Origin of the sequence: Paraburkholderia sp. BCC1876, from assembly GCF_902833695.1 — a bacterium.
GTDB lineage: Bacteria > Pseudomonadota > Gammaproteobacteria > Burkholderiales > Burkholderiaceae > Paraburkholderia.
The window spans coordinates 171,664-198,650 of sequence record NZ_CADFGI010000001.1 but is presented as its reverse complement, the minus strand read 5'-3'; the positions used below and the strand labels follow the sequence as shown (position 1 = coordinate 198,650).

The following is a 26,987-nucleotide window of genomic DNA, read 5'->3' as shown; positions in this document are numbered from 1 at the left end:
ATGAAGTTCGCCCACTTTTTCATTGACCGGCCGATTTTCGCGTCAGTGGTGTCGATCATCCTGGTGGTGGCCGGCACGGTCGCGATGTTCAACCTGCCGATCTCGCAGTTTCCCGACATCGCGCCGCCCACCATTACCGTCAGCGCAACCTATCCGGGTGCGAGCGCCGAAGTCGTCGCGCAGAACGTGGCGGCGCCGCTGGAGCAGCAGGTCAACGGCGCGGACAACATGATGTACATGAACTCGTCGAGTTCATCGACCGGCAACATGACGCTCACCGCGTACTTCAAGACCGGCACGGACCCGTCGCTCGCGCAGGTGGATGTGCAGAACCGCGTGAATCTGGCGCTGCCGACGCTGCCCGATTCGGTGACCGCGCAAGGGGTCTCGGTGCAGAAGCGCTCGTCGGCGTTCATGATGGTGATCGCGATCTATTCGCCGGACAACACGTACGACCAGTCGTACGTGGCGAACTACGCGAACGTCTACGTGCTCGACGCGTTGAAGCGGATTCCGGGCGCGAATCAGGCGTCGATCTTCGGCTCGGCCGACTACGCCATGCGCATCTGGATCAAGCCTGACCGGATGGCGAAGCTCGGCATCACCGTCGCCGACGTGCAGCAGGCCGTCAGCAACCAGAACCAGCAGTTTTCCGCCGGCCGCCTCGGCCAGTCGCCGACCAACGGGCCCGTGCAGCAGACCTTCCCGGTCGCCACTAAAGGCCGCATGACCGAACCCGCCGACTTCGACAACATCATTCTGCGCGCCGGTTCGGGCGATGCGTCGACGGTGCGTATCAAGGATATCGGCCACGCAGAACTCGGTGCGAAAGATTACTCGCTGCGTGGCCGCTATAACGGCAAAACCGCCACGCTGATCGCCGTGTACCAGCAACCGGGCGCCAACGCGCTGCAGGTCGCGAAAGAGGTGCGCCAGACCCTCGAAAGGATGCAGAAGGGCTTTCCGCCCGGCCTCAAATACGAGGTCGCGCTCGACACGACCGAGTTCGTGCAGGAGTCCATCGGCGAGGTTGTGCACACGTTGCGCGACGCGGTGATTCTCGTGATTCTGGTGGTGTTCATTTTCCTGCAGAGTTTTCGCGCGACGCTCGTGCCGATTCTCGCGGTACCGGTGTCGATTCTCGGCGCGTTCATCGGCATGATGGCGTTCGGTTTTTCGATCAACATGCTGACGCTGTTCGGCATGGTGCTGGCAATCGGCATCGTGGTGGACGACGCGATCGTCGTGATCGAAAACGTCGAGCGCAATATGTCCGAATTCGGTCTACCGCCGAAAGAGGCCGCCAAACGCGCCATGGACGAGGTCACCGGACCGGTGATCGCGATCGTGCTGGTGCTGCTCGCGGTGTTCATTCCGGTGGCGTTTCTGTCCGGCATTACCGGGCAGTTGTACAAGCAGTTCGCGGTGACGATCGCCGTGTCGGTCGTGCTGTCGGGCGTGGTGGCGTTGACGCTGTCGCCGGCGCTCGCCGCGATCCTGCTCAAACCGGAAACGAAAAAGAAGAACCGCTTTTTCCTGTGGTTCAACAGGCGCTTCGAGAGCATGACCGAAGGCTACGGCCGCGCGGTGCAACTTGCGATTCGCCGCGTCGTCGTGTCGATCCTGCTGATCGTCGTGATGATCATCGCGACGGGCGGCCTCTTCAAACACATTCCGTCGTCGTTCGTGCCGACCGAGGATCAGGGTTATCTGCTCGGCGCGGTCGTGCTGCCCGACGCCGCCAGTCTCGACCGCACCGGCGATCTGTCGCAGCGCGCCGAGCAATGGTTCGCCAAACAGCCGGCGGTCAAATCGGTCGCGGCGCCAATCGGCTACAGCCTGGTGGATTCGCAGTACAAGTCGAACGCGGGCACCTTGTTCATCACGTTGAAGGGTTTCAAGGAACGCGGCGAAAACGGCACTGCGGAAGACCTGATCCGCGACGCGAACAAGGCCTTCTCCGGCTACAAGGACGGCGTGGTGGTGCCGCTGAATCCACCGTCCATTCCGGGTCTCGGCACCACCGGCGGCTTCGAGTTCTGGCTGCAAAGCACCGGCGACGGCAGCTACCAGGACCTCGAAGAACGCGTGCGCGCGTTCATTGCGAAGGCGCGCCAGAACCCGGCACTGCGCGGCGTGAACTCGACTATCAACACGCACTCGCGGCAATTGCTGGTCGAGGTCGATCGCGAGCGGGCGGAATCGCTCGGCGTGCCGGTGCAGGACATCTACGCGGCGTTGCAAACCATGTTCGGTTCGTCGTACGTCAGCCAGTTTCCGAAGAGCAGCCGGCTCTTCCAGGTGATCGTGCAGGCCGAGCCGCAATACCGCACGCAGCCCGACGATATCCAGCAACTCTATGTGCGCAACCGCAGCGGCGACATGGTGCCGATCAAGGCCGTCACCACGTTCCGCTTCGTACCGGGCGCCGACATCGTGACGCGCTTCAACAATTTCCCGGCCGCCAAGATCACCGGCGACGCCGCGGCCGGGCACAGTTCGGGCGACGCGCTCGCCGCGATGGAGCAGACCGCGCAGGAAGTGCTGGGCGACGGCTACAGCTATGCGTGGAGCGGCCAGGCCTACGAGGAGAAACAGGCCGGCTCGACCGCCGCCGCGGTGTTCGCGTTCGCGTTGCTGATGGTGTTCCTGATTCTCGCCGCGCAATACGAGAAGTGGTCGTTGCCGATCGGCGTGCTGCTCGCGGTGCCGTTCGCGCTGTTCGGCGCGCTGATCGGCATCCTGCTACGCGGCATGGAAGACGACGTGTACTTTCAGATCGGCCTGACCGTGCTGATCGCGCTCGCGGCGAAGAACGCGATTCTGATCTTCGAGTTCGCCGTCGAGATGCGCGAGAAAGAGAACCTGTCGCCTTACGACGCCGCGTTGAAGGCCGCCAAGCTGCGTCTGCGGCCGATCATCATGACCTCGCTCGCGTTCATTCTCGGCTGCGTGCCGCTGGCGATCGCGAGCGGCGCGTCGGCTGCGAGCCGCCGCTCGCTCGGCACCGGCGTGATCTTCGGCATGCTCGGCGCGACGGTTATCGCGCTGTTCTTTATTCCGATGTTCTTCTGGGGCTTCGAAACCCTGTCGTCGCGACGCAAGGGCAAACCTGAGCCGGCCACCGAGCCGCCCGTTGCGCCCGGGCCGAAGGAGGGTTGAACATGAAACCCTCGCTACGTCGACTCGCCCCGGTGGTCTGCGCGTGCTGGCTGGCCGGCTGCACGGTTGGGCCCAACTATCATCGGCCCGAAGTGGTCACGCCCGCATCGTTCCGTTACGCAGCGCCTGATGCCGAAGTGGTCGACCCGTCCGCGCTGCAATGGTGGAATCAGTTCAACGACCCTGTGCTCGACTCGCTGATCGAGCGGGCGCTGGCGCAGAACAAAGATCTCTCCATCGCGGCCGCACGCGTCGACGAGTTTTACGGCCGCTTGATGACAACGCGCGCCGGACTGTTCCCGCAAGTCGGCGCGAACCTGGCCGGTGGCCGCAGCCGCGGCGTGCCCGCGCCGGGTTATCCGCCGGCTGTCGGCAATCAGGTTCAGCTCGACTTGATGGCGTCGTGGGAAATCGATCTGTTCGGCCGGGTGCGGCGCATGACCGAAGCCGCGCGGGCCGACTATCTCGGCACGCAGGCCGCGCAACAGGCCACACGTATCGCGTTGATCGCGAGCGTGGCGACCGCTTATCTGCAGTTGCGCGATCTCGATCAACGGCTGGAGATCGCGAAATCGACGTTGGCGAGCCGGTCCGACGCGCTTGCGCTGTTTCAGGAGCGCTTTGGCGGTGGCGTGGTTTCGCAACTGCAGGTGAGTCAGGCGAAGTCGGAGTTTCAATCGGCGCAGACTTCGGTGTATGCGTTCGAGCAACAGATCGCGCAGCAGGAAAACGCGTTGTCGCTACTGCTCGGCGATAACCCGGGGCCGATTCCACGCGGCAAGCCGCTCACGCAATTAACCGCGCCGGCGATTCCGGCGGGGCTGCCGTCGTCGCTGCTCGAGCGGCGGCCGGATGTGCTGCAGGCCGAACAGGCGTTGGTCTCCGCGAATGCATCGATCGGCGCGGCACGCGCGCAATACTTTCCGGAGATATCGTTGACGGGTTTGTTCGGCGCGGCGAGCACCGCACTGTCCGGACTCTGGACCGGACCCGCGCGCATCTGGTCGTTCGCGGGCGCAATATCGCAGCCGATTTTCACCGGCGGTGCGATTGCCGGCTCGGTGCGCACGGCCGAGGCGCAGCAGCAGGAAGCGTTATTCAGCTATCAGCAGACCATCCAGTCGGCGTTCGCGGATGTGGAAAACGCACTGGTCGGCGTGACGAGTACGCGCGACCAGTTGAAGGCGACCAATCAACAGGTCGAGGCGCTGGTTCAATACACGTCGCTTGCGCATGATCTGTACGAGGGCGGCTATACGAGCTATCTGGAAGTACTCGACGCCGAACGCAATCTTTTCGCGGCGCAGTTGCAGCAGTCGCAGTTGCAGGATCAGCAGCTTGCGCAGGTTGTCGCGTTGTATAAGGCGCTGGGATATGGCTGGACGATGAACACCACGCAGTAGTGTGCGGTGAGCCTGCGCCACGGTCCCGTACCATTCCGCACGAAGGAGCTTCGAATGGAACATCACTCTTTGAAAGACCGATTCCCGCCCGAACGCAGAAAGCTGATTCGTAGCAAGGTGCATGTTCTGCTCGCGGCAATCGGTACGTTGTCGGCGGTCGTGGGCATTGCCGTGGCGATCGACGGCGGGCTGGAGTTCAATCGCGTGAAGGTACTGGTCGGCGTGGCGATTATCGTAGTGTCGACGATTCTTTATATTTCGATGCTTTTTGTGTCGGCTAACGAGTGAAAGGAAACGCATGAATCAATTGCCCCGGCTTCTGCCGACGGCTGCGGCGGACGAAACGTTCGGCGGCGTCACCTATCACATTGGCGGCGAGCTGGTGCCGGTGTTGTCGGTCGACGTCTCCCGGCAGCCGGTCTACTTCGAGCACCACATTCTGCTGTGGAAGAACTCGAATGTCCGGATTGGCATCCGGCCCGTCAAAGGCGCCGTGAAGCGCATGCTCGCCGGCATGCAGGTGTTCATTACGGAGGCGAGCGGCGACGGCATCATTGCGTTCAGCCGTGACGGCGCCGGTCACATCGTGCCGATCCATCTTCGCGCGGGTGAGGAATTGCATGTGCGCGAGCATCAGTTTCTAGCCGCCACCGGCAACGTGGAATACACCTTCGAACGGATTCGCGGCATCACCAACATGCTGTTCGGACAAACTGGTTTCTTTATCGACAAGTTCCACGGACACGGCGGCGAAGGGGTGCTTTGGCTCCACGGCTATGGCAATGTGTTCGAGAAGGTACTGGCGGCCGGCGAGACCATCGACATCGAACCCGGCGGCTGGCTTTACAAGGATCCGCAGGTCAAGATGGATACGGTGGTCGACAGATTGACCAGTGGCCTCTTTGGCGCGGGCGTCAATTTCATCGTGAACCGGTTCACGGGTCCGGGGCGCGTGGGGATTCAGTCCATGTACCTCAATAACTCGACCTCGGATCGGTAGACCCCGATCAGAATCCCTTGCGGAACTGTAGCCACGCGTGCGTTGACCGGCTCGTATTGCTGCCTAGCAACTCGGGCCTTTTGCCAAACGGAACGGCGACGCTCACGCTAAGCATCACGCGATACGGGCCGCTCCACTGAACCCCGACGCCCGCGCTGCTCAACTGGCCGGTGTTGGGCCCCGGTACGAACGGATCCTTGTATTGCTGCACCCAGCCGCTGTCGACAAACGCGGAAAACTGCCAGACACCCGGCACGCGCGGGAACACGGCGTCGTGACGGTATTCGAGCGTCGCCAGATAGCCCTGCGCGCCGGCCAGCACGCCCACATCGTAACCACGCACGCTGTCCGGACCACCCAGATAGAACTGCTCGGAGGTATCGAGGTTCTTGCTGGCGGTCTGTCCGGAGAAGCCGAAGTAGAGGGCATCGTGGCGCGTGAGTTGCTGCAGGCGGGACAGCGAAAGCGCGAGTTTGACGTAGTGTCCGGACGTGTCCGTGCCGAGTTGATCGATATAGTCGGTCTGCAGGTTATTGGCGGCCAGAATTCCGTAAGTGAGCGAGGCGCGCGCGTTGATCACGCCGGTCGAATCCAGTTCGTCGCCGGCGAGCGTGGCCGTCCAGCTACTGGTCTGACGGTCGTTCTGGATGCCGATAATGTCGATATTGTCGTTGAGCTTGCGGTAATCGAATTCGACCTGCCCGAACAGATTGCCCCGTGTATTGCGAATCAACGGATGCGCCAGCACCACACTGCCGACAAACGCCGAGCCGTGCGCTTCCAGTGCGGAAAGATCGTCGCCGAGGTGATAGTCGAGCCCGGAAACCGACGCGCCTAGCGTTGTGCCCTCACCGTTGAGCAGGTACGTATAGCCGAGGCGCCCATACGTCATGCCGTTGCCGGACGTCATTGCGTTGACATTCAGCGCGTCGCCCTGGTTGAACAGTCCGTTGACGTTGAAGCTGCCATTGCCGCGTACCCGGCCGGTGTATTTGTTGCCGAAGTCGTCCACCCCGACCTCGCCCGTGAAACGCTGCTGCGGGGCGATATCGACCAGCAGGTCCGACGTTCCAACCTGCTGTCCAGGCTTGAGCGTGGAACTGGCGGTCGCGCCGGGGATGTCGGAGAGCAGCAGCAGGGTGCGTTCGAGTTCGTATTCGGTGATGGCTTGCCCTGGTTGCAGCGCGGCGAGCGTCGAATCGAGCACACGCGTGGCGACGCGACTCTGATTGTTCAGCGATACCGCACCATAACGCGCTTCGGCCACGTCGATCCGCACCACGCCGTCCTTGATCGCCTGAGGCGGCACATACGCGGTCGCCAGCGGATAACCCTGCTGGTGATACGCGTCGCTGATGCGCTCGGCCAGCGCGTTGAGATCGTTCAGCGTGAGACGTTTGCCCTCGCTGGACGCCACCAGCGCGTGCAGCGTTGCCGTGGGTAGCGCCGTGTTGCCCGTGATCACGATGGAACGCACCGGAAACGACGTCGTATTGTCCGCCGGCGTTGGGCTTTGCGGCTCGACGGTCAGGCCGAGGTTCGACGACGGCGGCTGTATCGGCGCCTGCGGCACCTGTTGAAGAAGCTGACCGCTATCGGGCGGTGGTGTGATCCGCACCTGCCCGAGCGCGGTGATGGCAGTCGTAGCGAGCGAAAGGGCGACACACATGCGGGTGATACGTAAGCCGTTCGAGTGAATCGCGGTCATGTTCGCCAGTTTGAAGAAGGTATTGGACGCGCTACGGCGCACTTTATTTTTTGCTTCAACGAGAGGCCTCAATTCGTCGGCAGCTTGACGCCTCCGTTCAGTACGGTGAGGGCGAGCCCGGAGCGGAAATCCGTGCGCGTCAGATTGCGCTCCACCGGGCGATCCTCCTGTTTCTGGTTGCCCGCGAAATTGCCTTCGGAGGTCGACGACGCCGTGCCGTACGGCGTCGACACGGCGTCGGCGCCGAGCAGGGCCTGGGTGCTGGCGAGCGCACCAGGCGGCACGGGCGTGACCGGCGCGACGATGTCCGCAGTGAGTCCGGCCGGTTGCACCAGCACATAGTTGCCCGCGTCGACGCCGCCGATCGTCATGCCGGTGCCCACCGGTTTGTCCATGCCGATGTTCGGATCCTGGAACGTGCCCACGGTGCGATTGCCGAGCGTCACCAGATCGCTACCGAGCACGCCGGACAACGTCGCGCCCGACAGACCGTCGAGCACGGTTCCGTTGTAGGGCCGGTTGGTCGTCGTCGTGCCGACGACAGCGAGCGTGGCCGGCGTGATCGTCACCCAGTCCGTGCCGCCGGCCAGTGCATAGTTGCTCGCGAGTGCGGCGCCGTTACCGCTGAGCGTGAAGCCGGCGAGGCCGCCCGCCGCGAACGGCAGCGCGGTGCCGACATTCTTCGTGGACAACGTGCCGGCGCCGCCGAGCGTCAGTGTTTCGCCGTTCACGCCTTGCAGCGTGCCGTTCGTGCCGAACAGGCTTGCGGTGGCACTCGTCGTCGCGTCGTAGATCCGGGTGCCGGTCAGATTGAGCTGGGCGGGCGTGATGTCGGCGGAAGTGGCGGCCGCGTTGTTGAACGTATAGTTGCCCGCGTCCGCGCCGCTGCCGGCGATACCGGCGACCGCAATGCCGATGCCGTTGCCGGCATTCGGCGAAGCAAAGCTGGCGGCGCCCGGGCTGAACGTCACGTTGTCGCCGCTCACCACACCGTTGCTGGCCAGACTGACGGACGCGGTTCTCGTGCCGTCGTAGACCTTGTTTTGACCTGTCGCCGTGACCGTGATCGCCAGCGGCGACACGCTCACCCAGTCGACCCCGCCTGCCAGCGTGTAGTTGCTCGCGAGCGCCGCGCCGTTACCGGTCAGCGTGAGACCGGCGAGGCCGCCCGATGCGAACGGTTGCTGCTGCCCGACATTCTTGCTCGCCAGCGTGCCGGCACCGCTCAGCGTCAACGACTGGCCGTTGACCCCGGTCAGCACGCCGCCGTTGCCGAACAGCGTGGCGGCGGCCTGATTGCTGCCGTCATAGGTCCGGCTACCGGTGAGGTTCAGCACCACGGGCGTGATGTTCGCCACCGTCAGCGTGGTGGTGTTGAACGAATAGTTGCCGAGATCGCTGCCCGTGCCGACGATGCCGGACACCACCACCGGAATGTTATTGCCGGCGTTCGGCGTGACGAAGTTCGCGCCGGTGTAGGTGAAGTTGGCGGAGTCGCCCGCCAGCAGGCCACGAATCGTCAAGCCGCTGATCTGGGCGGTCGTCGTGCTGTCGTAGGTCTTGTTCTGCGCCGTGGTGACGAGCGTCAGCGAGAGCGGCGTGATGCTCACCCAGTCGACGCCTCCGGCGAACGTGTAGTTGCCGGCTTGCGCCGCGCCGTTGCCCGTCAGCGTAAAACCACCGAGCCCATTCGCCGCGAACGGAATCTGCGTGCCGACGTTCTTCGAGGACAAGGCACCCGTGCCGCCGAGCGTCAGCGTTTCGCCGTTGACGCCGGTCAGCACGCCGTTGTTGCCGAACAGCCCCGGCGCTGCGGTGGCGGTGCCGTCGTAGCTGCGCGTGCCGGTCAGATTGAGAATGGCCGGGGTGATATTGGCGCTGGTCGTCGCGCTGTTCGCGAACGTGTAGTTGCCGGCGTCCGCGCCGCTGCCGGTAATGCCGGAGACCCGCACCGGAATCGCGGTGCCGACGTTCGGCGTGTTGAAGTTCGCGCCCGTGTAGTGGAACGTGACGGTGTCGCCGGTCAGCACGCCGCTCTCGCCGAGCGTGACCTGGGCGGTGGTGGTGCCGTCGTAGGTCTTGTTCTGCCCACTGGCAGTGAGCGTGACGGCGAGCGGGTTGACGGTGACCCAGTCGACGCCGCCGGCGAACGTGTAGTTGCTGGCCTGCGCCGCGCCGTTGCCCGTCAGCGTGAAGCCGGCGAGACCGTTGGCGGCGAACGGTTGCTGGGTGCCCGCGTTTTTCGTGGCCAGCGTGCCGGCGCCGCCCAGCGTCAGCGTCTCGCCGTTCACCCCGGTCAACACGCCATTGCTGCCGAACAGCCCGGCGGACGCGTTGGCCGTGCCGTCGTAACTGCGCGTGCCGGTCAGGTTCAGGATCGCCGCCGTGATATCCGCGCTGGTGGTGGCCGAGCCGGGGAACGTGTAGTTGGCGATATCCGCGCCGCTGCCGCTGATACCCGTGACCGTCACCGGAATCGCGGTGCCGACATTCGGCGAGCCGAAATTGGCCGCGCCGTACGAGATCGACGCGTTGTCGCCCGCCACGAGGCCGCTCACGGTGAAGCTGCCGAGTTGCGCGAGCGTCGTGCCGTCGTAGGTTTTGTTCTGCCCGACGGCCGTCACGCTCAGCGCCTTCGGCGTAATCGCGACCCACGGCACACTGCCCACGAACGTGTAGTTGCCGGCCAGCGCCGCGCCGTTACCGGTCAGCGTGAAACCGTTCAGGCCCGTCGCGGTGAACGCCTGCGCCGGGCTCACGTTCTTGCCCACCAGCGTACCCGTGCCGGTGAGCGTCAGCGTTTCGCCGTTGACGCCGCTCAGCACGCCGCTATTGCCAAACAGGATCGCGTTGGCGTCGGTCGTGCCGTCGTAGACGCGTGTGCCTCTCAGCGTGAGGATGAACGGATCGATATCTGCGCTCGTCGTGGCGGTCGTATTGATGGCGTAATTGCCCACGTCCGCGCCGCTGCCGGCAATACCGCTTACAGCGATCGGAATCGCGTGTCCGGCATTGGGTGTGCTGAAGCTGGCCGAGCCGTAGCTGAAGTTCAACGTATCGCCCGCGATCACGCCGCTACTGCCGAGCGTCACCGTCGCGGCCGTCGTGCCGTCGTAGGTTTTGTTCTGCCCGGTCGCGCCGACGGTGATCGACAGCGGCGTGATCGTGACCCAGTCGACGCCGCCCGCGAGCGTGTAGTTGCTGGCCAGCGCAGCACCGTTGCCGCTCAGCGAGAAGCCATTCAGACCCGTGGCGGTAAACGGCGTCTGCGTGCCGACGTTTTTCGACGTCAGCGTACCTGTGCCGCTCAACGTAAGCGTTTCGCCGTTGACGCCGGTCACGACGCCATTGCTGCCGAACAGGCCTGCGACCGCGTTCGTGCTGCCGTCGTAAGCGCGCGTGCCGGTGAGGTTCAGCACCGCCTGGAGGATGTTCGCGGAGGTCGTGGCCGTGGTGTTGAACGAATAGTTGCCCGCATCGACGCCGCTGCCGGTGATGCCGCCGACCTGAACCGGAATACCGGTGCCCGCGTTCGGCGAGTTGAACGCGGCGGTGCCGTAGCTAAAGCTCACGGTGTCGCCCGCCAGCACGCCGGTACTGGCGACGCCCGCCGTCGCGGACGTCGAGCCGTCGTAGACCTTGTCGTTGCCGGTAGCGGTGACCGTGATCGGGCGCTGCGTGATCGTGCCGGTGAGACCCGAGGGTTGCACGAGCGTGTAATTGCCGGCATCCGCCCCGCCGATCGTCATGGTGGACGCCGTCACGGTTTTTGACGTGCCGACGTTTTTGTCGGCGAACGTGCCGCTGGTGTCGTTGCCGAGCGTGACCGTATCGGCCAGCAGCACGCCCGATAGCGTCGCGCCGCTCAACGTGGCGCTCGTGGTGGCGTCGTAGACTTTCGTGTTCACCGAGGCGCCGCTCACCGTGAGCGTCGCCGGCGTAACGGTGACCCAGTCGGTGCCGCCCGTCAGCGTGTAGTTGCTCTGCAGGGCCGCGCCGTTGCCCGTCAGCGTGAAGCCGGCGAGGCCGCCGGCCGCGAACGGTTGCTGCGTGCCGACGTTTTTGGTGGACAGCGTGCCGGCGCCGCCGAGCGTCAACGTTTCGCCGTTCACGCCGGTGAGCACGCCGTTGCTGCCGAAGAGCGTCGCGTTGGCGCCGGTGGTCGCGTCATAGATACGCGTGCCCTGCAGACTCAGCACATAAGGCGTGATGTTCGCGCTGGTCGACGCCGTGCTGTTGCTCAACGTATAGTTGCCCGCGTCGGCGCCGGTCGTCCCGATGCCGACCACGGCGATCGGGATGCCGTTAGCGACGTTGGGCTGCAGGAAGGTGGCCGAGCTGCTGGTGAACGAGATGTTGTCGCCCGCCACCACGCCCGTGCTGCCGAGCGCCACGGTGGCGCTTCTCGTGCCGTCGTAGACCTTGTTGTTGCCGGTGGCGTCGACCGTGATACCGAGCGCCGTGATGTCGGCGGTGATGCCACCGGGCTGGGTCAATGTGTAATTGCCGGCGTCGCTGCCTGTCGTGGTCATGCTGGTGGTGACCGGCTTGCCGGTGCCGACGTTTTTGTCGTTGAATTGCCCGATCGTGTCGTTGGCCAACGTCACGTTGTCCGAGCCGAGCACGCCGTTCAGCGCCGCACCGTGAAGTGCCGCACTGGTCGTGCCGTCGTACACCTTGTTGTCGGCATACGTGCCGGTGACCGTCAGGCTCGCGGGCGTAATCGTGACCCAGTCCGTGCCGCCGCTCAACGTGTAGTTGGTCGACTTGGCGCCGCCTACGCCGGTCAGCGTGTAGCCGCTCAGGCCGTTCGCCGCGAAGGCCTTCTGATTGCCGACGTTCTTGTCCGTGAGTTGCCCTGTGCCGGTCAGCGTCAGCGTCTCGCCGTTGGCGCCGGCCAGCGTGCCGTTCGCACCGAACAGGTTGGCCGCCGCGATAGCGGTGGTGTCGTACACCCGGTTGCCGGTCAGATTCAGCACGAACGGCGTGATGTTGGCGCTGGTCGTGGCCGAGGTGTTGTTCAGCGTGTAGTTGCCGGCATCGCTGCCGCTCACGCCGATGCCCATTACCGTGACCGGAATGGCGTTGCCGACGTCGGCCTGCGCGAAACTGGACGACGCGCTGGTGAACGCCACATTGTCGCCCGCCACCACGCCGGGGCTGCTCATCGACACCTGCGCCGCGGTGGTGCCGTCGTACACCTTGTTGATGCCGGTGGCGCCTACCGTGATACCGAGCGCCGTAATGCTGGCCACAATGCCGCTCGGCTGGACCAGCGTGTAGTTGCCGGCGTCCGTGCCGGAGATCGTCATCTGCGTGGACACCGGCTTGTTGGTGCCGACGTTCTTGTTGTTGAACGTGCCGGTCGCCGCATTGCCGAGCAACACGCTGTCGCCGCCGATCACGCCGTACAGCAGCGCATTCTGCAGCGCCGCCGCCGTGGTGCCGTCGTAGATCTTGTTGCTGGCGGTCGTATTGAGGACCGTTAGAAGGGCCGGGGTCACGGTCACCCAATCGGTGCCACCCGTCAGCGTGTAGTTGCTCGCGAGGCCGGTTCCGTCGGACAACGCGAGGGTGCCCAGACTGCCCAGCGGCACCTTGTTGCCGACGTTTTTACTGGGCAGCATGCCGACGCCGCTCAACGTCAGCGTCTGGCCGTTGACGCCGTTGACCAGACCGCCCGAACTGAAGAGTCCCGATTCGGCGTTGATCGTGCCGTCATAGACCCGCGTGCCGGTGAGGTCGATCACCTTCGCCGTGATCGCGCCGAGCGAACCCGTCGCGGACGTCGGCAGCAGATAGTTCGAGAGGTTCGTACCGAGCGGCGCGGCATAGTCGGACGGCTCCAGCGTGGCGCCGATCCCAATGTTCGTGCCGACGTTCGGCGAAAAATAACCGCTCGACGCGGTCTGCGTGACCGTGGCGCTCTGACTGCCCACAAAACCGGTGAGCGTGAAATCGGACGCCCCGAGCGACACCGAGGTACTGCCGTCGTACTGCTTGACCGGATTGCCGCTGATCACGACGGAGAGGGGCGCCGGTGTGATATTGGCGATCAGGTTCGACGGTTGCGACACCGTGTAGTTACCCGCCTGCGCGCCGCCGACGGTGAAGCCGCTCGCGACCACCTGCAGATTGGTGCCCGCGGCCGGTGTGATGAACTGACCGCTGGCGGCGCCGGAAGCCAGCGTGACGTTGTCGTTGCCGAGCACGCCCGACAACGTGGCGCCGCCGCTATTGATCGTCGCCGCCGTAGTGCCGTCGTAGACCTTGTTGTTCGCCATGGCGCCGTTCACGAACAGTTGCGCCGGGGTGATGTTCGCCGTCAGTCCGGCGATCGGCTGCAGCGCGTAATTGCCGGCGGCACTGCCTGAAATGCTGAAGCCGTTCGCGCTTACCGCGATGCCGTTGCCGACGTTGGACTGCGCGAACGTACCGGCGGTGGAGGTGTTCAGCGTTACGCTGTTCGTGTCGCCCGCCACCAGGCCCGACAGCGCGGCGCTGCCGACATTCAGGGTATCGGCCGTGGTCGTGTCGTAGACCTTGTTGTTCGCGTAGGTGTTGAGGATATAGAGCGGCGCCTGCGTGATCGTGCCGGGGCCCGACGCGGTGGTCGGCAGCGTGTAGTTGCTCAACAGCGTATTGCCGTTGGCCGCATAGTTGCCCGGCACCAGTTGCCCGCTGACGGTCCAGCCGCCCGCATTGGCTTGCGCGTAGTCGAACTGGGTGGACGGCGTGATCGTCGCGCCTTCGCCGCTCACGAAGCCGCCGATCTGGAAGTTGCCGCTGTTGAGCCGCGCGCTCGCGACGCCGTTGTAGACCTTGCTCGGATTGCCGACGATGCTGACCGTGAGCGGCGCCGGAATGATCGTGCCGACGCCGTAGGCGATCACGGGGAACGTGTAATTGCCCAGATTCGTGCCTGGTCCGGCCGTGAAGTCGCCCAGGGTCAGCGTGGCCGAAACGGGCTGCTGGCCCGCATTCTTCGACGCATATTGTCCGGTGATGGTTTGCGACACGGCCGCGCTGTCGTTGCCCTGGAAGCCCGACAGCGTGAAGTCGCCGGCGGGAATCGTGGCGACGGTGGTGCCGTCGTAAGTCTTCGACGGATTGTTGGTAATCGCCGCGGTAAAGCTGCCGCTCAGCGCCATCTGCACGATCGTGCCCATGCCGATCGCCGTGGCGGGCAGCGCGTAGTTGGAGAGCAGGGTGCCGGGCCCCGCGGAAAAATTGGCCGCGCTCAGGCTGGTGCTCACGCCCTGGAAGCCGACGTTGGGCGACGCATAGGCGCCGGTGGTCGGCGCCGGATTCAGGTTGACGGTCTCGCCGGGAATCGCGCCGCTCACCTGGTAGTTGCCGGGGCCGAGCGTCGCCGTGGTCGTCGAGTCGTAGACCTTGGTCGGGTTGTTGATGATGCCGACCACGATCGGCGCCTGCTGGATGATGCCGTTCGGATTCGTCAGGCTGGCCGGGAACGTGTAGTTCGACATCGAGGTGCCCGCCGCGGGCGTGAAATCCGACGGCGCCAGCGTCGCGGTGACGGCAATGCCGGTCCCGGCGTTCTTGCTGGCGTAGACCGACGAGGTCTGTCCGATGGTGGCGCCTTGGCCGCCCACGAAACCGGCGATCGTGTAGTTCGCCGCGCCGAGCGTGGCGTTGACGCTGCCGTCGTAGACCTTGGTCGGCGAACCGAGGAAGGTAATGGTCAACGCAGCCGGCGTGATATTCGCCGTGACGCCGATGAGCGCCGCGACCGAGTAATTGCCGGCCGCCGATCCGGCCAGCACGAAGCCGTTCGCCGAGACGGCCAGGTTGCTGCCCACATCGGCCTGACTGAAGGTGCCGGTCGAGCCGCTCGTCGACAGGGTGACGTTGCCGCTGTCGGACGGCACCAGCCCCGACACGGCAGCGCTGCCGACGTTGAGCGAAGCCGTCGTGGTGGCGTCGTACACCTTGCTGTTCGCGGTGACGCCCGTGATCGACAGAAGCTTCGGCGTGATGTCGGCCGCGAGGTTCAAGGGCGGGCTGATCTGGTAGTTGGACGCCTTCGCGCCCGTCAGGGTGAAGCCGCTGGCGACCACCGTGATGCCGGTGCCGACGTTCGGGGTAAAGAAGGTGCCGGTCGCGCCCAATGCGTTCAGCGCCACCTGTCCGCTGTCCGCGCCGATGATGCCGAAGAGCGACGCGCCGTTCACGTTGAGCGTGTCGGCCCGCGTGCCGTCGTAGACCTTGTTGCCGGCGATCAGCCCGCTAATGATCAGCGGCGCGGGCGTGATGGCGCCGCTGCCCGTCGCGGAGACCGGCAGCGAGTAATTCGCCAGATTCGTGCCGGTGTTCGCGACGAAATTCGTCGACGTGAACGTCGCATTGACCGGGATCGCCGTGCCGGCGTCGGCGCTTGCATAAGAGACGGAACTGGCCTGATTGACCGTCGCGCCCTGGCCGGCCACGAAACCGGTGAAACCGTAATTGCTCGCCGTGAGCGGCGCCGAGGTGGTGCCGTCGTACACCTTGGTCGGATTGCCGACAATGGTGGCCGTGAGCGGCGCGGGCGTGATGATGCCGATGATGGCGGTGGCGGGCGAGCCGGCCGCTTTGTAGCCGTACACGGGAATGGTGCCGGTCGAATCGGCGAAGCTGACGTTCGCGATCGAGGTTGGCGAGCTGACCGAAATGCCCGAACCGGCATTTGCCGACGCATACGTGCCGGTGGCTTTCGTGACGATATTGCCGTTGACGAGTCCCGTCGTCACCAGGTTGGCGCCGCTCAGACTGGCGAGCGTCGTGCCGTCGTAGACTTTGGTCACGCTGCCGGTCAGGCCGGTGAGGGTGACGGTGGGCGCCAGGCCATAGAGGAAGCCGTTGCCGGTAACGACCGGTGCGGTGGGGTTCGTGGCGTTGTATGCGGCGTTGTACTGGATGAACGAAGGCGTGAGTCCACCGGCCGTATCGCTCATGGGGTTGGTCGAATAGATCAGCCACGGCGACGCGGTTCCCGTGCTGACGGCGGCACTACCCGCGTTGTTCACGAAGTTGGCGGCGGTGGCCAGCACCACGCCGGCGCCGCCCACAATAGACGCGCCCGAGGCGATGGTCAGATTACCGGTGCCGGCCTGCATCGTCACCGCGCCCGCACCGGTTACCGGCGCGTTCACGTAGATCGCGTTGAGCGCCTGCAGCGTCAGACTGGCGGCCGCGTTGCTCCAGCTGATCGCCGAATTGACGTTGATGTCGCCCGCGCCCGGCGCCTGCACGCCGAAGCCCGAGGCGCCCGACGCCGTGGTCTGCTCGGTAACGTTCGTGCCGCCCTGCAGCGTGCTCGAAATGGCGGTGGCGGCGGTGGCGTCGATAGTCAGATCGATCGGGTCGACCAGCCACGTACCGGCCCGCCCGCTGGGCGCGGCCGCCGTGATCCGGGTGCCCGGCGCCACGCTGAAATGCGCGCCCGAGGTTTCGATCGAGCCGCCGTTGCCGCCGCCCGGCGCGCTGGCGTCCAGGGTCCCGCCGACGTTGACCTGGCCGGCTTCCATACCCGCCAGCAACGTGATCGTGCCTTGATGGTTTTCGACCGTCTGCGCGCGCACCTTGCCCGTGTTGTTCACCGCGCTGGCCAGCAGCGCATCTTTGGCGCCGGCCGTCATGATCACCTGGCCGCCGTCGGCGATCAGCAACTGGCGGTTCTCCGCGAGGTTGTTCAGCGTGCTGCCGTCCACCTGGAGTCGCACGAGCTGCGAGCCGTTGAACGTCAGCGTCGCGGCGCTGCCACCGGCGAGCGCAATCGTGCCGAGCCGCGCGCTGATCACGCCCTGGTTGGAGACCACGTTGCCCAGCAGGGCGACGTAACCGCCGTCGGCGGCGGATATCGTGCCTTGATTGACGACGCTGCCCTTGCCGGAGCCGCTGAAACGGCGACTATTGCTGCCGAGGGTGCCGGCGTCGAGGTCCAGTGTAGTGGCCACCAGGCCGCCCACGTTGACCTGCGCCGTGGGGCCGAACAGCACGCCGTTGGGATTGATCAGCCACACCTGGCCGTTGGCGTTCAGACGCCCGAATATCTCGCTCGGCGTGCTGCCCAGGATGCGATTGACCGCGATCGAACCGCGCCCCGGCTGCAGAAAATTGACCGTTTGGCCCGCGCCGATATTGAAGCTTTGCCAGTTCAACTGGAGCGTCTGACTGCCTTGCTGGATCGTGGTCGTCGCGCCCGATTGCTGGATACTGCCGGCGCCGGAGACAATCTGTCCGCCGCTCGGGCCGCCCGCATGCGCCAGCTCGGCGACGATGAACGACACCGTCACGACGAACGATGAACCCACGCCGCGTTTCGCGGCTCGGCCACATTGGCCGGAGGCGCCCGCTGATCGACGCGTGGCCAGCTCGGACGCAACGACCCACTGTTTGAGAGCACGATTCCAGCACAGGCGAAAGATATGGTTCATGGCGTCGTCAATCGTGAGCATCGCAATCGGAATGGGAAGCTTCGGCGAAAACGGCATGCAGAATCGTCGCGAACCGCAGGGTGGCGATCACGGATCGACCTTTAACGCGGAGGTCGAATTTTCATTGCGTGGACACCTGGACAACGACGAATAGTCGAATGAAATGCGTATTGCAACGGCATGTCTATTACAACGATTCACGATTGAATCGTTGCGCGAAGCGAACGCGATAAAACGCCGGCATGACGAGCAGTATCTTGCGCAGGCTCGCTTTCACACTGACTTCCATGAAAAGTCAGCGGTGGTTTAAAAGAAAGCCACACCTGTCATGCATGATTGTGCGCGAATTGAGTGTAGCACCCGAAAAGAAAAATTCAACATATCAATCGATGATGCAATACAGCAACCGTTCCGCGGCATGCCGATGTTCATTGGCCCACGGGGTTCCCGGCATACGCATAATGGAATGACTGGAATTTTTGGCAGCGAATGCGCCACCATTGTAAATATGTGATATGGACTTCGATTCAGCACGAATTACTGATCCCTATTTTTATCGCCAACATCACGCATGCAGTGAAAATTGAAGTAAAGTCTGACGCGGATATCCATCCTCCACCGCTTGTCGAACTCGAATCCGTGGCTTTGATTGTCTGCGCGAATTCGCATTTCATTGAGTGTCACTGAAATACGCATCAACGAAACACGAGCAATAACCATTGGGCTGAGGCCGGCCCGCGTTGACCCGCCGTATCAGCTGCCTGTTCGAAATCGCTATTACCGCCGTTTTTCGATCCTGTACTACGACTATTCAGGAGAAGCCCTATGGCACCTAGCGCCAGATTGCTATGTCTGCTGGTGGTTCCACTGACCACCTCAGTCTGGGCCGCCGACGCAACCAATGCCCCCGAACCCGCCGACTCCGCCGCCGTGGTCAATCCACAGGTCGTGGACAAAGTGGTGCAAATGGGAGATTACCTTCGCAGCCTGCCTGATTTCCAGGTGAACGCCGCGGTGGAGCGCGATGTCGTGCTCGACAACGGGCAAAAGATCAAGACGCTCGGCACCACGGAGATGGTGGTGCAAGGCAGAAGTCATCTCTACGCGCGAGCCGAAACCGACACGCAAAGCCGCGAGTACTTCTACAACGGCAAACAGCTTACGCAGTACTCGCCGAGCCTGAAGTACTACACCACGGTCAACGCACCGCCGAAAATCCTCGATGCCTTGCACCAGTTCGAGGATTACTACGGCCTGCAGTTGCCCATGGAAGATCTGTTCCTGTTCGGCAGCGATCAGTCGCAGATCGACGCGCTCAAGAGCGCGGCGTACGTCGGCCCGTCGAAGGTCGACGGCAAGGTATGCGATCACCTGGCGTTCCGCCAGGATGGCGCCGACTGGCAGTTGTGGGTGTCCCGCTCCGACAAGCCCTTGCCCTGCAAGCTCGTCATCACGACGACCGACGACGACAGCAAGCCTGAATACAGCGCGGTGTACCGCTGGAACCTGACGCCGGCCATCAAGGAATCCAGCTTTACGTTCGCACCGGGCAAGGGCGATACGTCGATCCCGTTCAAGAAAGTCAAGGAATAAGGGGTGACCAGATGAAACGGACACATTCGCAATTCGTTCTGCTGGCGGTCACGGCTGTTGCGCTTGTCACCGCTGCCGCGTCGGCCGACTCGCTGGCCGGACCGCGTGAAAAAGGGCAGGCCAAGGCATCCATCAATCGACCCGGGCCGGCGGGCGGCAACAAGGTGAACCGCAGTTCGAGCCGGACCACGGTGAACAGCAACAAGAACGTCAACGTGAACAGCAATCGTGACGTCAACATCAACGTCGACAATCACGGCGGCCGTTATGACGACCACTATCATCCGATCGCGACGGCCGCGGCCGTGACCGCAACGGTAGCGGTTACGTCGGCGGTGGTCGGCTCGGTGATACGCGCCAATCAGTTGCCGCCGAGTTGCGTTCAGGTGATGCGTGTCAATGTCGCGTACATGCAATGCGGGACGGTCTGGTATCAACCGCAGTATCAAGGCAGCAACGTGACCTACATTGTGGTCAATCAGCCCTGAGGGGCGTTACGCAATGAGCGTCGAGCCCTGCGCGTCGCGCAGGGCTTTTTTCATTTGATCGACTGGATCTGCGCCTGACTCAATTCCCAGGTGTGCGGCGGCAACGGAATAAAGTGCGCGCCGGTCAGCCATGCCTCGTTGTCTTCGGACGGCAGAATCGTCCAGAGCAGAAAACGACGAATCGCGGCGGCGGTTGCCGGACTGGATTGCTGGGTAGAGACAACGGCGTACTCATAGTTCACGAGCGGATAAGCGCCGCTAGCGGGCGCGAATACCAGCGTGAGGCGCTCGTCAGGCGGCGTGCGTGCGCCGAGCGAAGCAGCGCCGGCCATGATCGTGTCCCGGGTCGGCAAGACGAATTCGCCCGCGCCATTCTTCAGCGCCGCCGTGCCGATTTTCGCCTGGGCAATGTTATCGCTATAGCTCACGCCGACATAACCAATCGAGTAGTCGGTCGACTGGATCGACTTCACCATGCCCGCATTACCGGTGGCCGTTATGCCGGCAGGCACGCTGGGCCATGAGATCGTTGTGCCGTAACCGTGATCGCTCTCCCACGAAGGCGTGGAGAACGTCAGGAATTGCGTGAACACGAACGTGTCGCCCGAACCTTCCGCGCGACGAATCGGCACGATCGCGTGATGAGGCAGCGACACACCCGGGTTGAGTGCCGTGATTTGCGGTGCGTCCCACGAGCGGACCGTACCGGAATAAATCCCGGCAAGCGTCGGGCCATCCAGCTTCAGATGAATCGCGTTGAGCCCCGGCACGTTGTAGTTGATCGACTGGGCGGCGATGGCCAGCGGCACATTGATGATCCGCGGATTGTGTTTGATCTCCGCGTCCGACATGTAGGCGTCCGACGCGCCGATATTCACCTTGCCTGCGATCACTTGCTGGACACCCGCCTCGGAACCGGTGGCGCCGATGTTGATCTGAACGCCGGGGTGTGACCTGGCGTATTGCGCGACCCAAATGGTAAGAAGCGGATAGAGCAGGGTCGAGCCTGTTTCGTTGAGCGTCATCTCTTGTGCCAGACCGGGGGCACTGACCAGCATGGTGAGTGTCGCCGCACCGAGCGTCCATCCTGCGAAGTTGCGCCACTTTAACCAGAATCCCTGCCTGTTACGCGGGTAAGCCATGCGAGTCTCCGTCGCCTTGTTGCGAAAGCATTGCTTCAATCGCGTGCCGGTAATCGGCCGCGTACGATTAGCGGCCGATCTGGTCGAGGTTCACCCCGTTGGTTTCGATACGGAACAACCACGTGACCACGGCGCCGAGGAGCGACGTACCCACCAGAATGTAAAGAAGTGGACCCGTGCCGATGCTGTTGAGCAGGATCGGAAACAGAAACGCCGTGGCGACCGCGCCGATTTTGCCGACCGCTGCCGCGAAGCCCGCGCCGGTTCCGCGGATCGAGGTGGGGAAGACTTCACCCGCGAGCAGATAGGTTTGCGCGTTCGGTCCGAGATTGGTCATGAAATTGAAGAGCATGAAGCCCGCGAAAATCATCGCGGTTTTCGCTGTGCCGTCGAAGCTGTCGGAGAACGACGCGATCAGCAAGCCGACCGCACAGCCGACGAAGCCGACGACCTGAAGCCAGATTCGCCCGAACTTGTCCGCCAGCGCAACCGCGAACATGATGCCGATGATCAGCAGGGCCGTGATCAGCGCGGCGCCCTTGGCGGCGAGGATATCGTTGAGGATCAGATCGGCGATGCTGCGCACGTGATCGGGCTTGGCGCCGAACGCGGTGGCGAGAATCGTCGGCGTGAAGATGCCGATGCCGTAGGTGCCCAGATCCTGCAGAAACCAGGGCGCGGAGGCGAAGATCGTCGCGCGCAGGTTCTTCCGTTCGAACAGCGCGAGGAAGCTGCCTTTCTCGTGCTCACCTTTTCCGACCACGACGAATTCGCGCGCGAGAACGATCTCGGCCGGATACTGCGGGTAACGAACCAGCAAGCGGCGAGCGGCGAGTTCCGCCCGATCGGTCGCGCCGCGTACGTGCAGCCAGTTGGGACTTTCGGTAATGAAGAAGCGCCCGATCGTGACCAGCAAGGCCGGGAAAATCGCCGTGCCGTACATCCAGCGCCATGCGTCGAGCGTCGGCACCATCGACAGCACCAGAAAGCCCACGCCCGTTCCCGCCAGCGCGCCCACGGCCTGAAAGGCAAACGCGGCCAGCACCAGCTTGCCGCGACTCGTACTCGGAATGCTTTCGGAGATGATCATGTGGGCGGTCGGATAGTCGCAACCGAGCGCCACGCCCAGACCGAACAGACACACCACCAGCGAAACGAAATTGGTGCAGAACACCAGCAGCACGAGGAACGCGACGAAGATGATCATCTCGACGATGAACATGCGTTTGCGTCCGAAGTGATCGGACATGCCGCCCAGTCCCACCGCGCCGACCAGAATGCCGCACAGGCTCGCCGCACTGATAAAGCCGTTTTGTGCCGCGCCGATGCCGAACTCGCGCGAGATCAGCGGCAGCGCGACACCGGTCATAAACACGACGAAGCCTTCAAAGAACTTTCCGGCCGCGGCGAGTGACCAGATGCGCCACTGCATCTTGGTCATTGGAATTGAAGGTAAGCGCGTTCCGTCTGCCCACATCGGCCGCTCGTCGATGTACTCCTGGACCGACTTGATATTCGCTTTTTGCAAGTCGTCCGTAGCCGCCATGTCGTGCATACGTAAGCTCCTGGTCAGATGATTACTGTTGCAGCGGCGAATCGCGTGTGACCAGCGTTGTGCGGCGCATAGCAGCGCTCGATGGAAATCGCGCTTGCCAAGTCTATGCTCAATTCAACGCGAAGTGCACCACGAGGTGGGCTGAAGCGGCCGCAGTTGAGAGCCGCAGTGTGGCGGTGATTTCGTGACGGTATCGTGACTTTCGCGAGGGTCGCGTGGATGACCGTTGCGGGTGACGACGGAAGAGGAGGGGGCTTTGCATTGGTGAAGTTTTTGTCGAGCGGTATGAATGGCGTTCCGTGCGCTGACTATGTACTGAATTTTAGAGGGCATTGGGCGAAATCCAGATCATCTGGAATCCGTAATGATTCTTGTAGCGTGGAAAAAACCTCAGCGCACGCTGCCGTATTTCTATCAAAAGAACTTCCATTTCCTTACCAAATCTCTCACAACAGCTTACTTGCCGGAAAGGAAAATGTTTCATATGATTCCAGCGTCCGATGAATCAGGTCCGCATGGCTGCGATGTTGCACGTGGACGCGCCGGCGAGCGCGGCCAGCAACGCTTATTTAAAGTAAGGGGTGTTACGGGTCGGTAAGCACTGAATGTCGTCATGCGGGCTGCCAACCTGTTCTGCCTTGTTTGATCTCACTGGAGGTGTGCGTGAATATCGGTTCCCTTGCGAGCTCCGCTGTCGCAGCATCAAATCAATGGACGACGTCGTCGTCGAACCAGCGTGCGCCGTCGTCGAATTCGAATTTCGTTCAGACAGTGGACCGTATCGCCGGCGACGTGGTCCACGTTGCCGCGGCGGTTGCAGCGGTTGCGCCTGTGGTGGGGTTGATTGGCGGGATCATTAACGTGTTCGTCTGACTGCTAGTTGGCAGCCCCGCGAGGCTCAAGTTGCTCGATCCCGCGATCGATCTTCGTCAACTTGCGCCCGAACCGCATGCGCTGGCGTTTCGCGGTTCACCGCTTCACGTGCTCGATCTCGAGCGCTCGTTGCCGGAGAACGTCTTCTGGTCTCAACGAAGGTCCAGCGGTTCTCGTTTACGGTATCCCGGCGATATTTTCAAGCACCTTTGACTTGAACCAAGTGATTCATGATTTTAATGGCAAGCCTGTGACAAAGTGAGTTCATCAGATCGGGAATAGTGGACTCCAGTTGAACCAGGCGAGTCGGCACGAGATTATCAATCTATCAGGCATGAAATAATCGAATCGAATCATTTTATTTCACATTTTTATGCCGATATCATATTTTACCCACAATCTGGTTTACTTGTAAAATGCAGCGGTCCATTATTGGCGTGCCACGAAGGCCCTTTCTATTTATTATGGATTTTTTTGTGGCGCCACGTTTAACGGGGCAACGCCTTCCAGTTGCATATTGCAGATGCCTACTCACTTCAATAATTCGCTGGTCCCTGTGAGAGGCCATTCCGAGGATAAAGACATGAGTGCAAATACATTTGCAGGACAGTGGATCGATGGCAACAATACCAAAATCACGATTACCGGTGCCTGGGACGTTGTTTCCGTTCAATATTCAGGCGGCCGCGGTCCGTTTCAAGGCTATAGCTCAAACCTGGGCGCCCCGGTTCTGACCGTCAATTTTACTGACGATCAACCGCCTAAAACGGGTGTTCTGGCGACTGACGGTAAGTTGCTGTGGTCGAACAACACGGTTTGGCACCGCGGCTGATATTCCGCACTGATGTAAATGAAAATGTCTGCGCGGAAAAATAAAGTGATTCATCGTCGCGACTTTTCGTAAATGTTTTACATCAGTGTTTTTAGCCGGAACATATGGCCACAGCAATCTTCGGTGAGGTGCTGTGGCCATTTTGGCAAGAACAGCCGGGGAGAATTCCCAAATCGCCGCCGCGAAAAAATTTCCAGCATCGATTCGATCTGCCGGATCTGATGGCGGATCGCGCCGTGTGTCAGACTCCGTTCGTTGGCGGCCGCGGTAAAGCTGCGGCATCGTTCGGCTGCTTCGAGTGCGCGGCGCGCGGAAAGATTGAGGCGAAGTCAGTCGGTCATCGGGAGCGCGGCGTGAGTTAAGGCATGACTGGCGGATGGTAGGTGAGCGTTCCCGCAAAGGCCCAGAGCATGAAGATCACCAGCGGGAGATGCACGACCAGTTGCGTGAACGTGAATCCGACAATGTCGCGTGCGCGCAGCCCGAGCACGCCGAGGAGCGGCAGCATCCAGAACGGGTTGATCAGGTTCGGCAATGCCTCGGCCGCGTTGTAGATCGTCACCGCCCAGCCCAGGTGAACCTGCAGCAGTTTGGCGGCCTCGATCACGTAGGGTGCTTCGATGATCCACTTGCCGCCGCCGGAAGGCACGAAGAATCCGAGGACGGCGGAATACACCCCCATCACCGCGGGAAACGACGAATGCGAGGACAGCGCGACGAAGAAATGCGCGAGGTGATCGGAGAGCGGCAATCCGGTGGGCGCCGACGCTTTCGTCAGGAGGTAGGCGATGCCACCGTACAACGGAAACTGGATCAGTACGCCGGCAACCGACGGCACCGAACGTGCAACGGCGTTGAGGAATCGCCGTGGCCGCCAGTTCAGTAACATTCCGAGCATCAGGAACAGGAAATTGTAGGTGTTCAGATTCGAGATCGCGATCATCGGGCCTTTCGTCGTGAGCTCGTGCCAACCCCAGATCGCACCGATCGCGACGATAACGACGGTGATGAGCGGGCTGTATTCGAGCCAGTCTCCCGGGCGTGTCGGTCGCGCGATCGTCGCATGCGCTTCGTCGAGTTGAATCCCCAGCTCAGTCGCGGTCTTCGCACGCGCGTCGCGGGGTGCGGACAGATAAGCGATCAGCAACGACGCAGCGGTCAGCACCGCGGCCATCAGCATCGACTGAGGCAGAAAGATGGTCTCGGAGAACGGGATCACCCCGGTGATGGCCAGCAATGCCTTGGGCAGGCTGTCCGGATTCGCCTGCAGTTGCGAGGCTGAGGAACTCAAGCCAAGCGCCCACGTCGCGCCCATGCCCAGATACGCGGCCGCGCCGGCGGCCCGGTAATCCATGCGCAGGTCGGTACGGCGCGCAAGCGCACGAACCAGGAGACCGCTGAAGATCAGGCTGATGGCCCAGTTGAACAACGATGCGCCGATGCTGATCAGCGCGACGAACGCCACCGCCGCACGCCCGGACGACGGCAGGCGCGCGAGCCCGTCGATCAGTCTCGACGCGGGCGGCGATACCGCGACGACGTAACCCGAGATGGCGACGATCGCCATCTGCATCGTGAACGGGATGAGGCTCCAGAAACCGTCGCCGAACGCAATGCCGACCTGCCTGACCGGCGCGCCGATCGCCAGCGCGCCGGCCGCCACGATCACGACCGCAATGGCCGCGAAAATATACGCGTCCGGAAACCACTTTTCCGACCAGCGCGCCACGCTGGCGGCCATTCGTTCGAGTACGCCCTCACGCTCGGCGTCGGACGCGTCACTCTTGCGCATTTCCGTCAATTCTTTCATCTCGATCTCCTTTCGCGTCACGGTTTCAGTTTGATTTTTCGTAAACCTGCACGGCAGCCGCCAGATCTTCCAGCGCAGTGCCGACTGCCTTGAAAACGGTTCGCTGACTGTCGTTGACGCGCCCCTCGACCTCGCTGCGGCACAGTGCCGTCAGCGTTCTGCTCAGGCTGCCGATCGTCATGACATCGCGAGACAGCGGGCCGAGCAAGTCGCCGGATTTTTGCGGCGCTTCGTCCGTGTCGACATAAATTTCCGCCTGCCGGAAACAAGCGTCGTCTGCCTCACGCATGCGCGGCGTGAAGCTGCCGATCAGGTCAAGATGCGAGCCCGGAGACAACCATTCGCCGAATACGACAGGTTCCGTCGCAAGCGTTGCGCACGTCACGACGTCCGCGCGACGAACGCTCGCTTCAAGGTGGGTGACGGGCGCCGCATTGAAGCCCAAACGGATCAATTGATCGACCAGCGCGGCAACGGCTTCCGGATTTCTATCCCACACCTCGACGTTCGCGATCGGCAACTGGCTGCGGTAGGCGAGCGGAACCAGGCTGCCGACCCGACCCGCGCCCAGCAGCACGAGGCGCGAGGCATCGCGGCGGGCCAGATAGGTTGCGGCCAGGGCGGAAGCGGCAGCGGTGCGGCGCGACGTGATTTCATTTCCGTCGAGTTGCGCAAGCGGGGCGCCGGTTCTTCCGTCATACAGCACATAGGTCGAGTGCAGTCCGGGCATGCCGCGTTTCGCGTTGCCCTGAAAGATGTTGACCGTCTTGATGCCCAGGTAACCGTTGTCTTGCCACGCCGGCATCACGAGAACGGTTCCCTCGTTTTCGCTGTCTGTATTGAGTACGTGCGAATGACGTAGCGGCACATGACAGCCGTCGATAAAGGCTTGTCTCAGACGCGAGATCAGCGATTCGAAATCGAGGGCCTCGCGTGTCGCGAGGGTGTCAAAAATTTTCATGTCAGTCCTTTTCTCAAATGA

The 26,987-nt window shown here is 62.8% G+C and carries 15 protein-coding genes and 1 pseudogene; 9 read left to right on the top strand and 7 right to left on the bottom strand.

Annotation, left to right across the window (positions count from 1 at the left end):
* The 4 genes from HWY05_RS00730 to HWY05_RS00715 are packed head-to-tail and all read left to right on the top strand — an operon-like array spanning position 1 to position 5,565.
* Positions 1 to 3,162: a multidrug efflux RND transporter permease subunit gene (locus tag HWY05_RS00730; RefSeq protein WP_035557180.1), complete on the top strand. Its 3,162-nt coding sequence runs from the start codon at positions 1 to 3 to the stop codon at positions 3,160 to 3,162.
* A gap of 2 nt (positions 3,163 to 3,164) precedes the next feature.
* Positions 3,165 to 4,565 (top strand): efflux transporter outer membrane subunit, encoded by a 1,401-nt coding sequence (locus HWY05_RS00725; protein WP_176057079.1) that lies wholly within the window; start codon positions 3,165 to 3,167, stop codon positions 4,563 to 4,565.
* A 54-nt stretch (positions 4,566 to 4,619) separates the two neighbouring features.
* The gene (locus tag HWY05_RS00720) at positions 4,620 to 4,853 is read left to right on the top strand and encodes a DUF2964 family protein (protein ID WP_051980799.1); all 234 of its coding nucleotides are present in this window, start codon (positions 4,620 to 4,622) and stop codon (positions 4,851 to 4,853) included.
* A 10-nt stretch (positions 4,854 to 4,863) separates the two neighbouring features.
* Complete coding sequence (locus tag HWY05_RS00715) at positions 4,864 to 5,565, top strand: AIM24 family protein (RefSeq protein WP_035557174.1); 702 nt, start codon at positions 4,864 to 4,866, stop codon at positions 5,563 to 5,565.
* Between the two features lie 7 nt (positions 5,566 to 5,572).
* On the opposite strand, the gene HWY05_RS00710 is transcribed toward HWY05_RS00715, so the two are convergent.
* Both HWY05_RS00710 and HWY05_RS00705 read right to left on the bottom strand, forming a co-directional pair.
* Entirely contained in the window at positions 5,573 to 7,273 is a 1,701-nt protein-coding gene (locus HWY05_RS00710) for a ShlB/FhaC/HecB family hemolysin secretion/activation protein (protein WP_176057078.1), read from the bottom strand.
* A 68-nt stretch (positions 7,274 to 7,341) separates the two neighbouring features.
* Positions 7,342 to 17,712: a YDG domain-containing protein gene (locus tag HWY05_RS00705; protein WP_176057077.1), complete on the bottom strand. Its 10,371-nt coding sequence runs from the start codon at positions 17,710 to 17,712 to the stop codon at positions 7,342 to 7,344.
* Positions 17,713 to 18,537: 825 nt separating this feature from the next.
* Between HWY05_RS00705 and HWY05_RS00700 the strand changes: the two genes are divergently transcribed.
* Positions 18,538 to 19,305 carry a DUF2092 domain-containing protein gene (locus HWY05_RS00700; RefSeq protein WP_035557171.1) on the top strand — a complete coding sequence of 256 codons (768 nt, stop codon included), beginning with the start codon at positions 18,538 to 18,540 and terminating at the stop codon, positions 19,303 to 19,305.
* Between the two features lie 11 nt (positions 19,306 to 19,316).
* Positions 19,317 to 19,793, top strand: coding sequence for a hypothetical protein (locus HWY05_RS00695; protein WP_035557168.1), 477 nt, complete (start codon positions 19,317 to 19,319; stop codon positions 19,791 to 19,793).
* Positions 19,794 to 19,843: 50 nt separating this feature from the next.
* On the opposite strand, the gene pstS is transcribed toward HWY05_RS00695, so the two are convergent.
* On the bottom strand, positions 19,844 to 20,935 hold the full coding sequence (gene pstS / locus HWY05_RS00690) for a phosphate ABC transporter substrate-binding protein PstS (RefSeq protein ID WP_176057076.1): 1,092 nt from the start codon (positions 20,933 to 20,935) through the stop codon (positions 19,844 to 19,846).
* 67 nt (positions 20,936 to 21,002) lie between these two features.
* Entirely contained in the window at positions 21,003 to 22,490 is a 1,488-nt protein-coding gene (locus HWY05_RS00685) for an MFS transporter (RefSeq protein WP_051980793.1), read from the bottom strand.
* Between the two features lie 364 nt (positions 22,491 to 22,854).
* On the opposite strand from HWY05_RS00685, the gene HWY05_RS00680 reads away from it, so the two are divergent.
* The 3 genes from HWY05_RS00680 to HWY05_RS00670 all read left to right on the top strand — a co-directional run bounded on the left by HWY05_RS00680 (position 22,855) and on the right by HWY05_RS00670 (position 24,195).
* A complete protein-coding gene (locus HWY05_RS00680) occupies positions 22,855 to 23,088 on the top strand; it encodes a hypothetical protein (RefSeq protein ID WP_176057075.1) in 234 nt (77 codons plus the stop codon).
* 65 nt (positions 23,089 to 23,153) lie between these two features.
* Positions 23,154 to 23,363 carry a hypothetical protein gene (locus HWY05_RS00675; RefSeq protein ID WP_035557164.1) on the top strand — a complete coding sequence of 70 codons (210 nt, stop codon included), beginning with the start codon at positions 23,154 to 23,156 and terminating at the stop codon, positions 23,361 to 23,363.
* Positions 23,364 to 23,946: 583 nt separating this feature from the next.
* A complete protein-coding gene (locus tag HWY05_RS00670; protein ID WP_035557162.1) occupies positions 23,947 to 24,195 on the top strand; it encodes a hypothetical protein in 249 nt (82 codons plus the stop codon).
* Between the two features lie 77 nt (positions 24,196 to 24,272).
* On the opposite strand, the pseudogene HWY05_RS00665 reads toward HWY05_RS00670, so the two are convergent.
* The 3 genes and pseudogenes from HWY05_RS00665 to HWY05_RS00655 form a co-directional block, all read right to left on the bottom strand.
* Positions 24,273 to 24,446: pseudogene (locus HWY05_RS00665) on the bottom strand (hypothetical protein); the annotation flags it as partial.
* 107 nt (positions 24,447 to 24,553) lie between these two features.
* Positions 24,554 to 26,005 carry a TIGR00366 family protein gene (locus HWY05_RS00660; RefSeq protein WP_176057074.1) on the bottom strand — a complete coding sequence of 484 codons (1,452 nt, stop codon included), beginning with the start codon at positions 26,003 to 26,005 and terminating at the stop codon, positions 24,554 to 24,556.
* A gap of 25 nt (positions 26,006 to 26,030) precedes the next feature.
* Entirely contained in the window at positions 26,031 to 26,966 is a 936-nt protein-coding gene (locus tag HWY05_RS00655; protein ID WP_176057749.1) for an ornithine cyclodeaminase family protein, read from the bottom strand.
* Positions 26,967 to 26,987 lie beyond the last annotated feature (21 nt).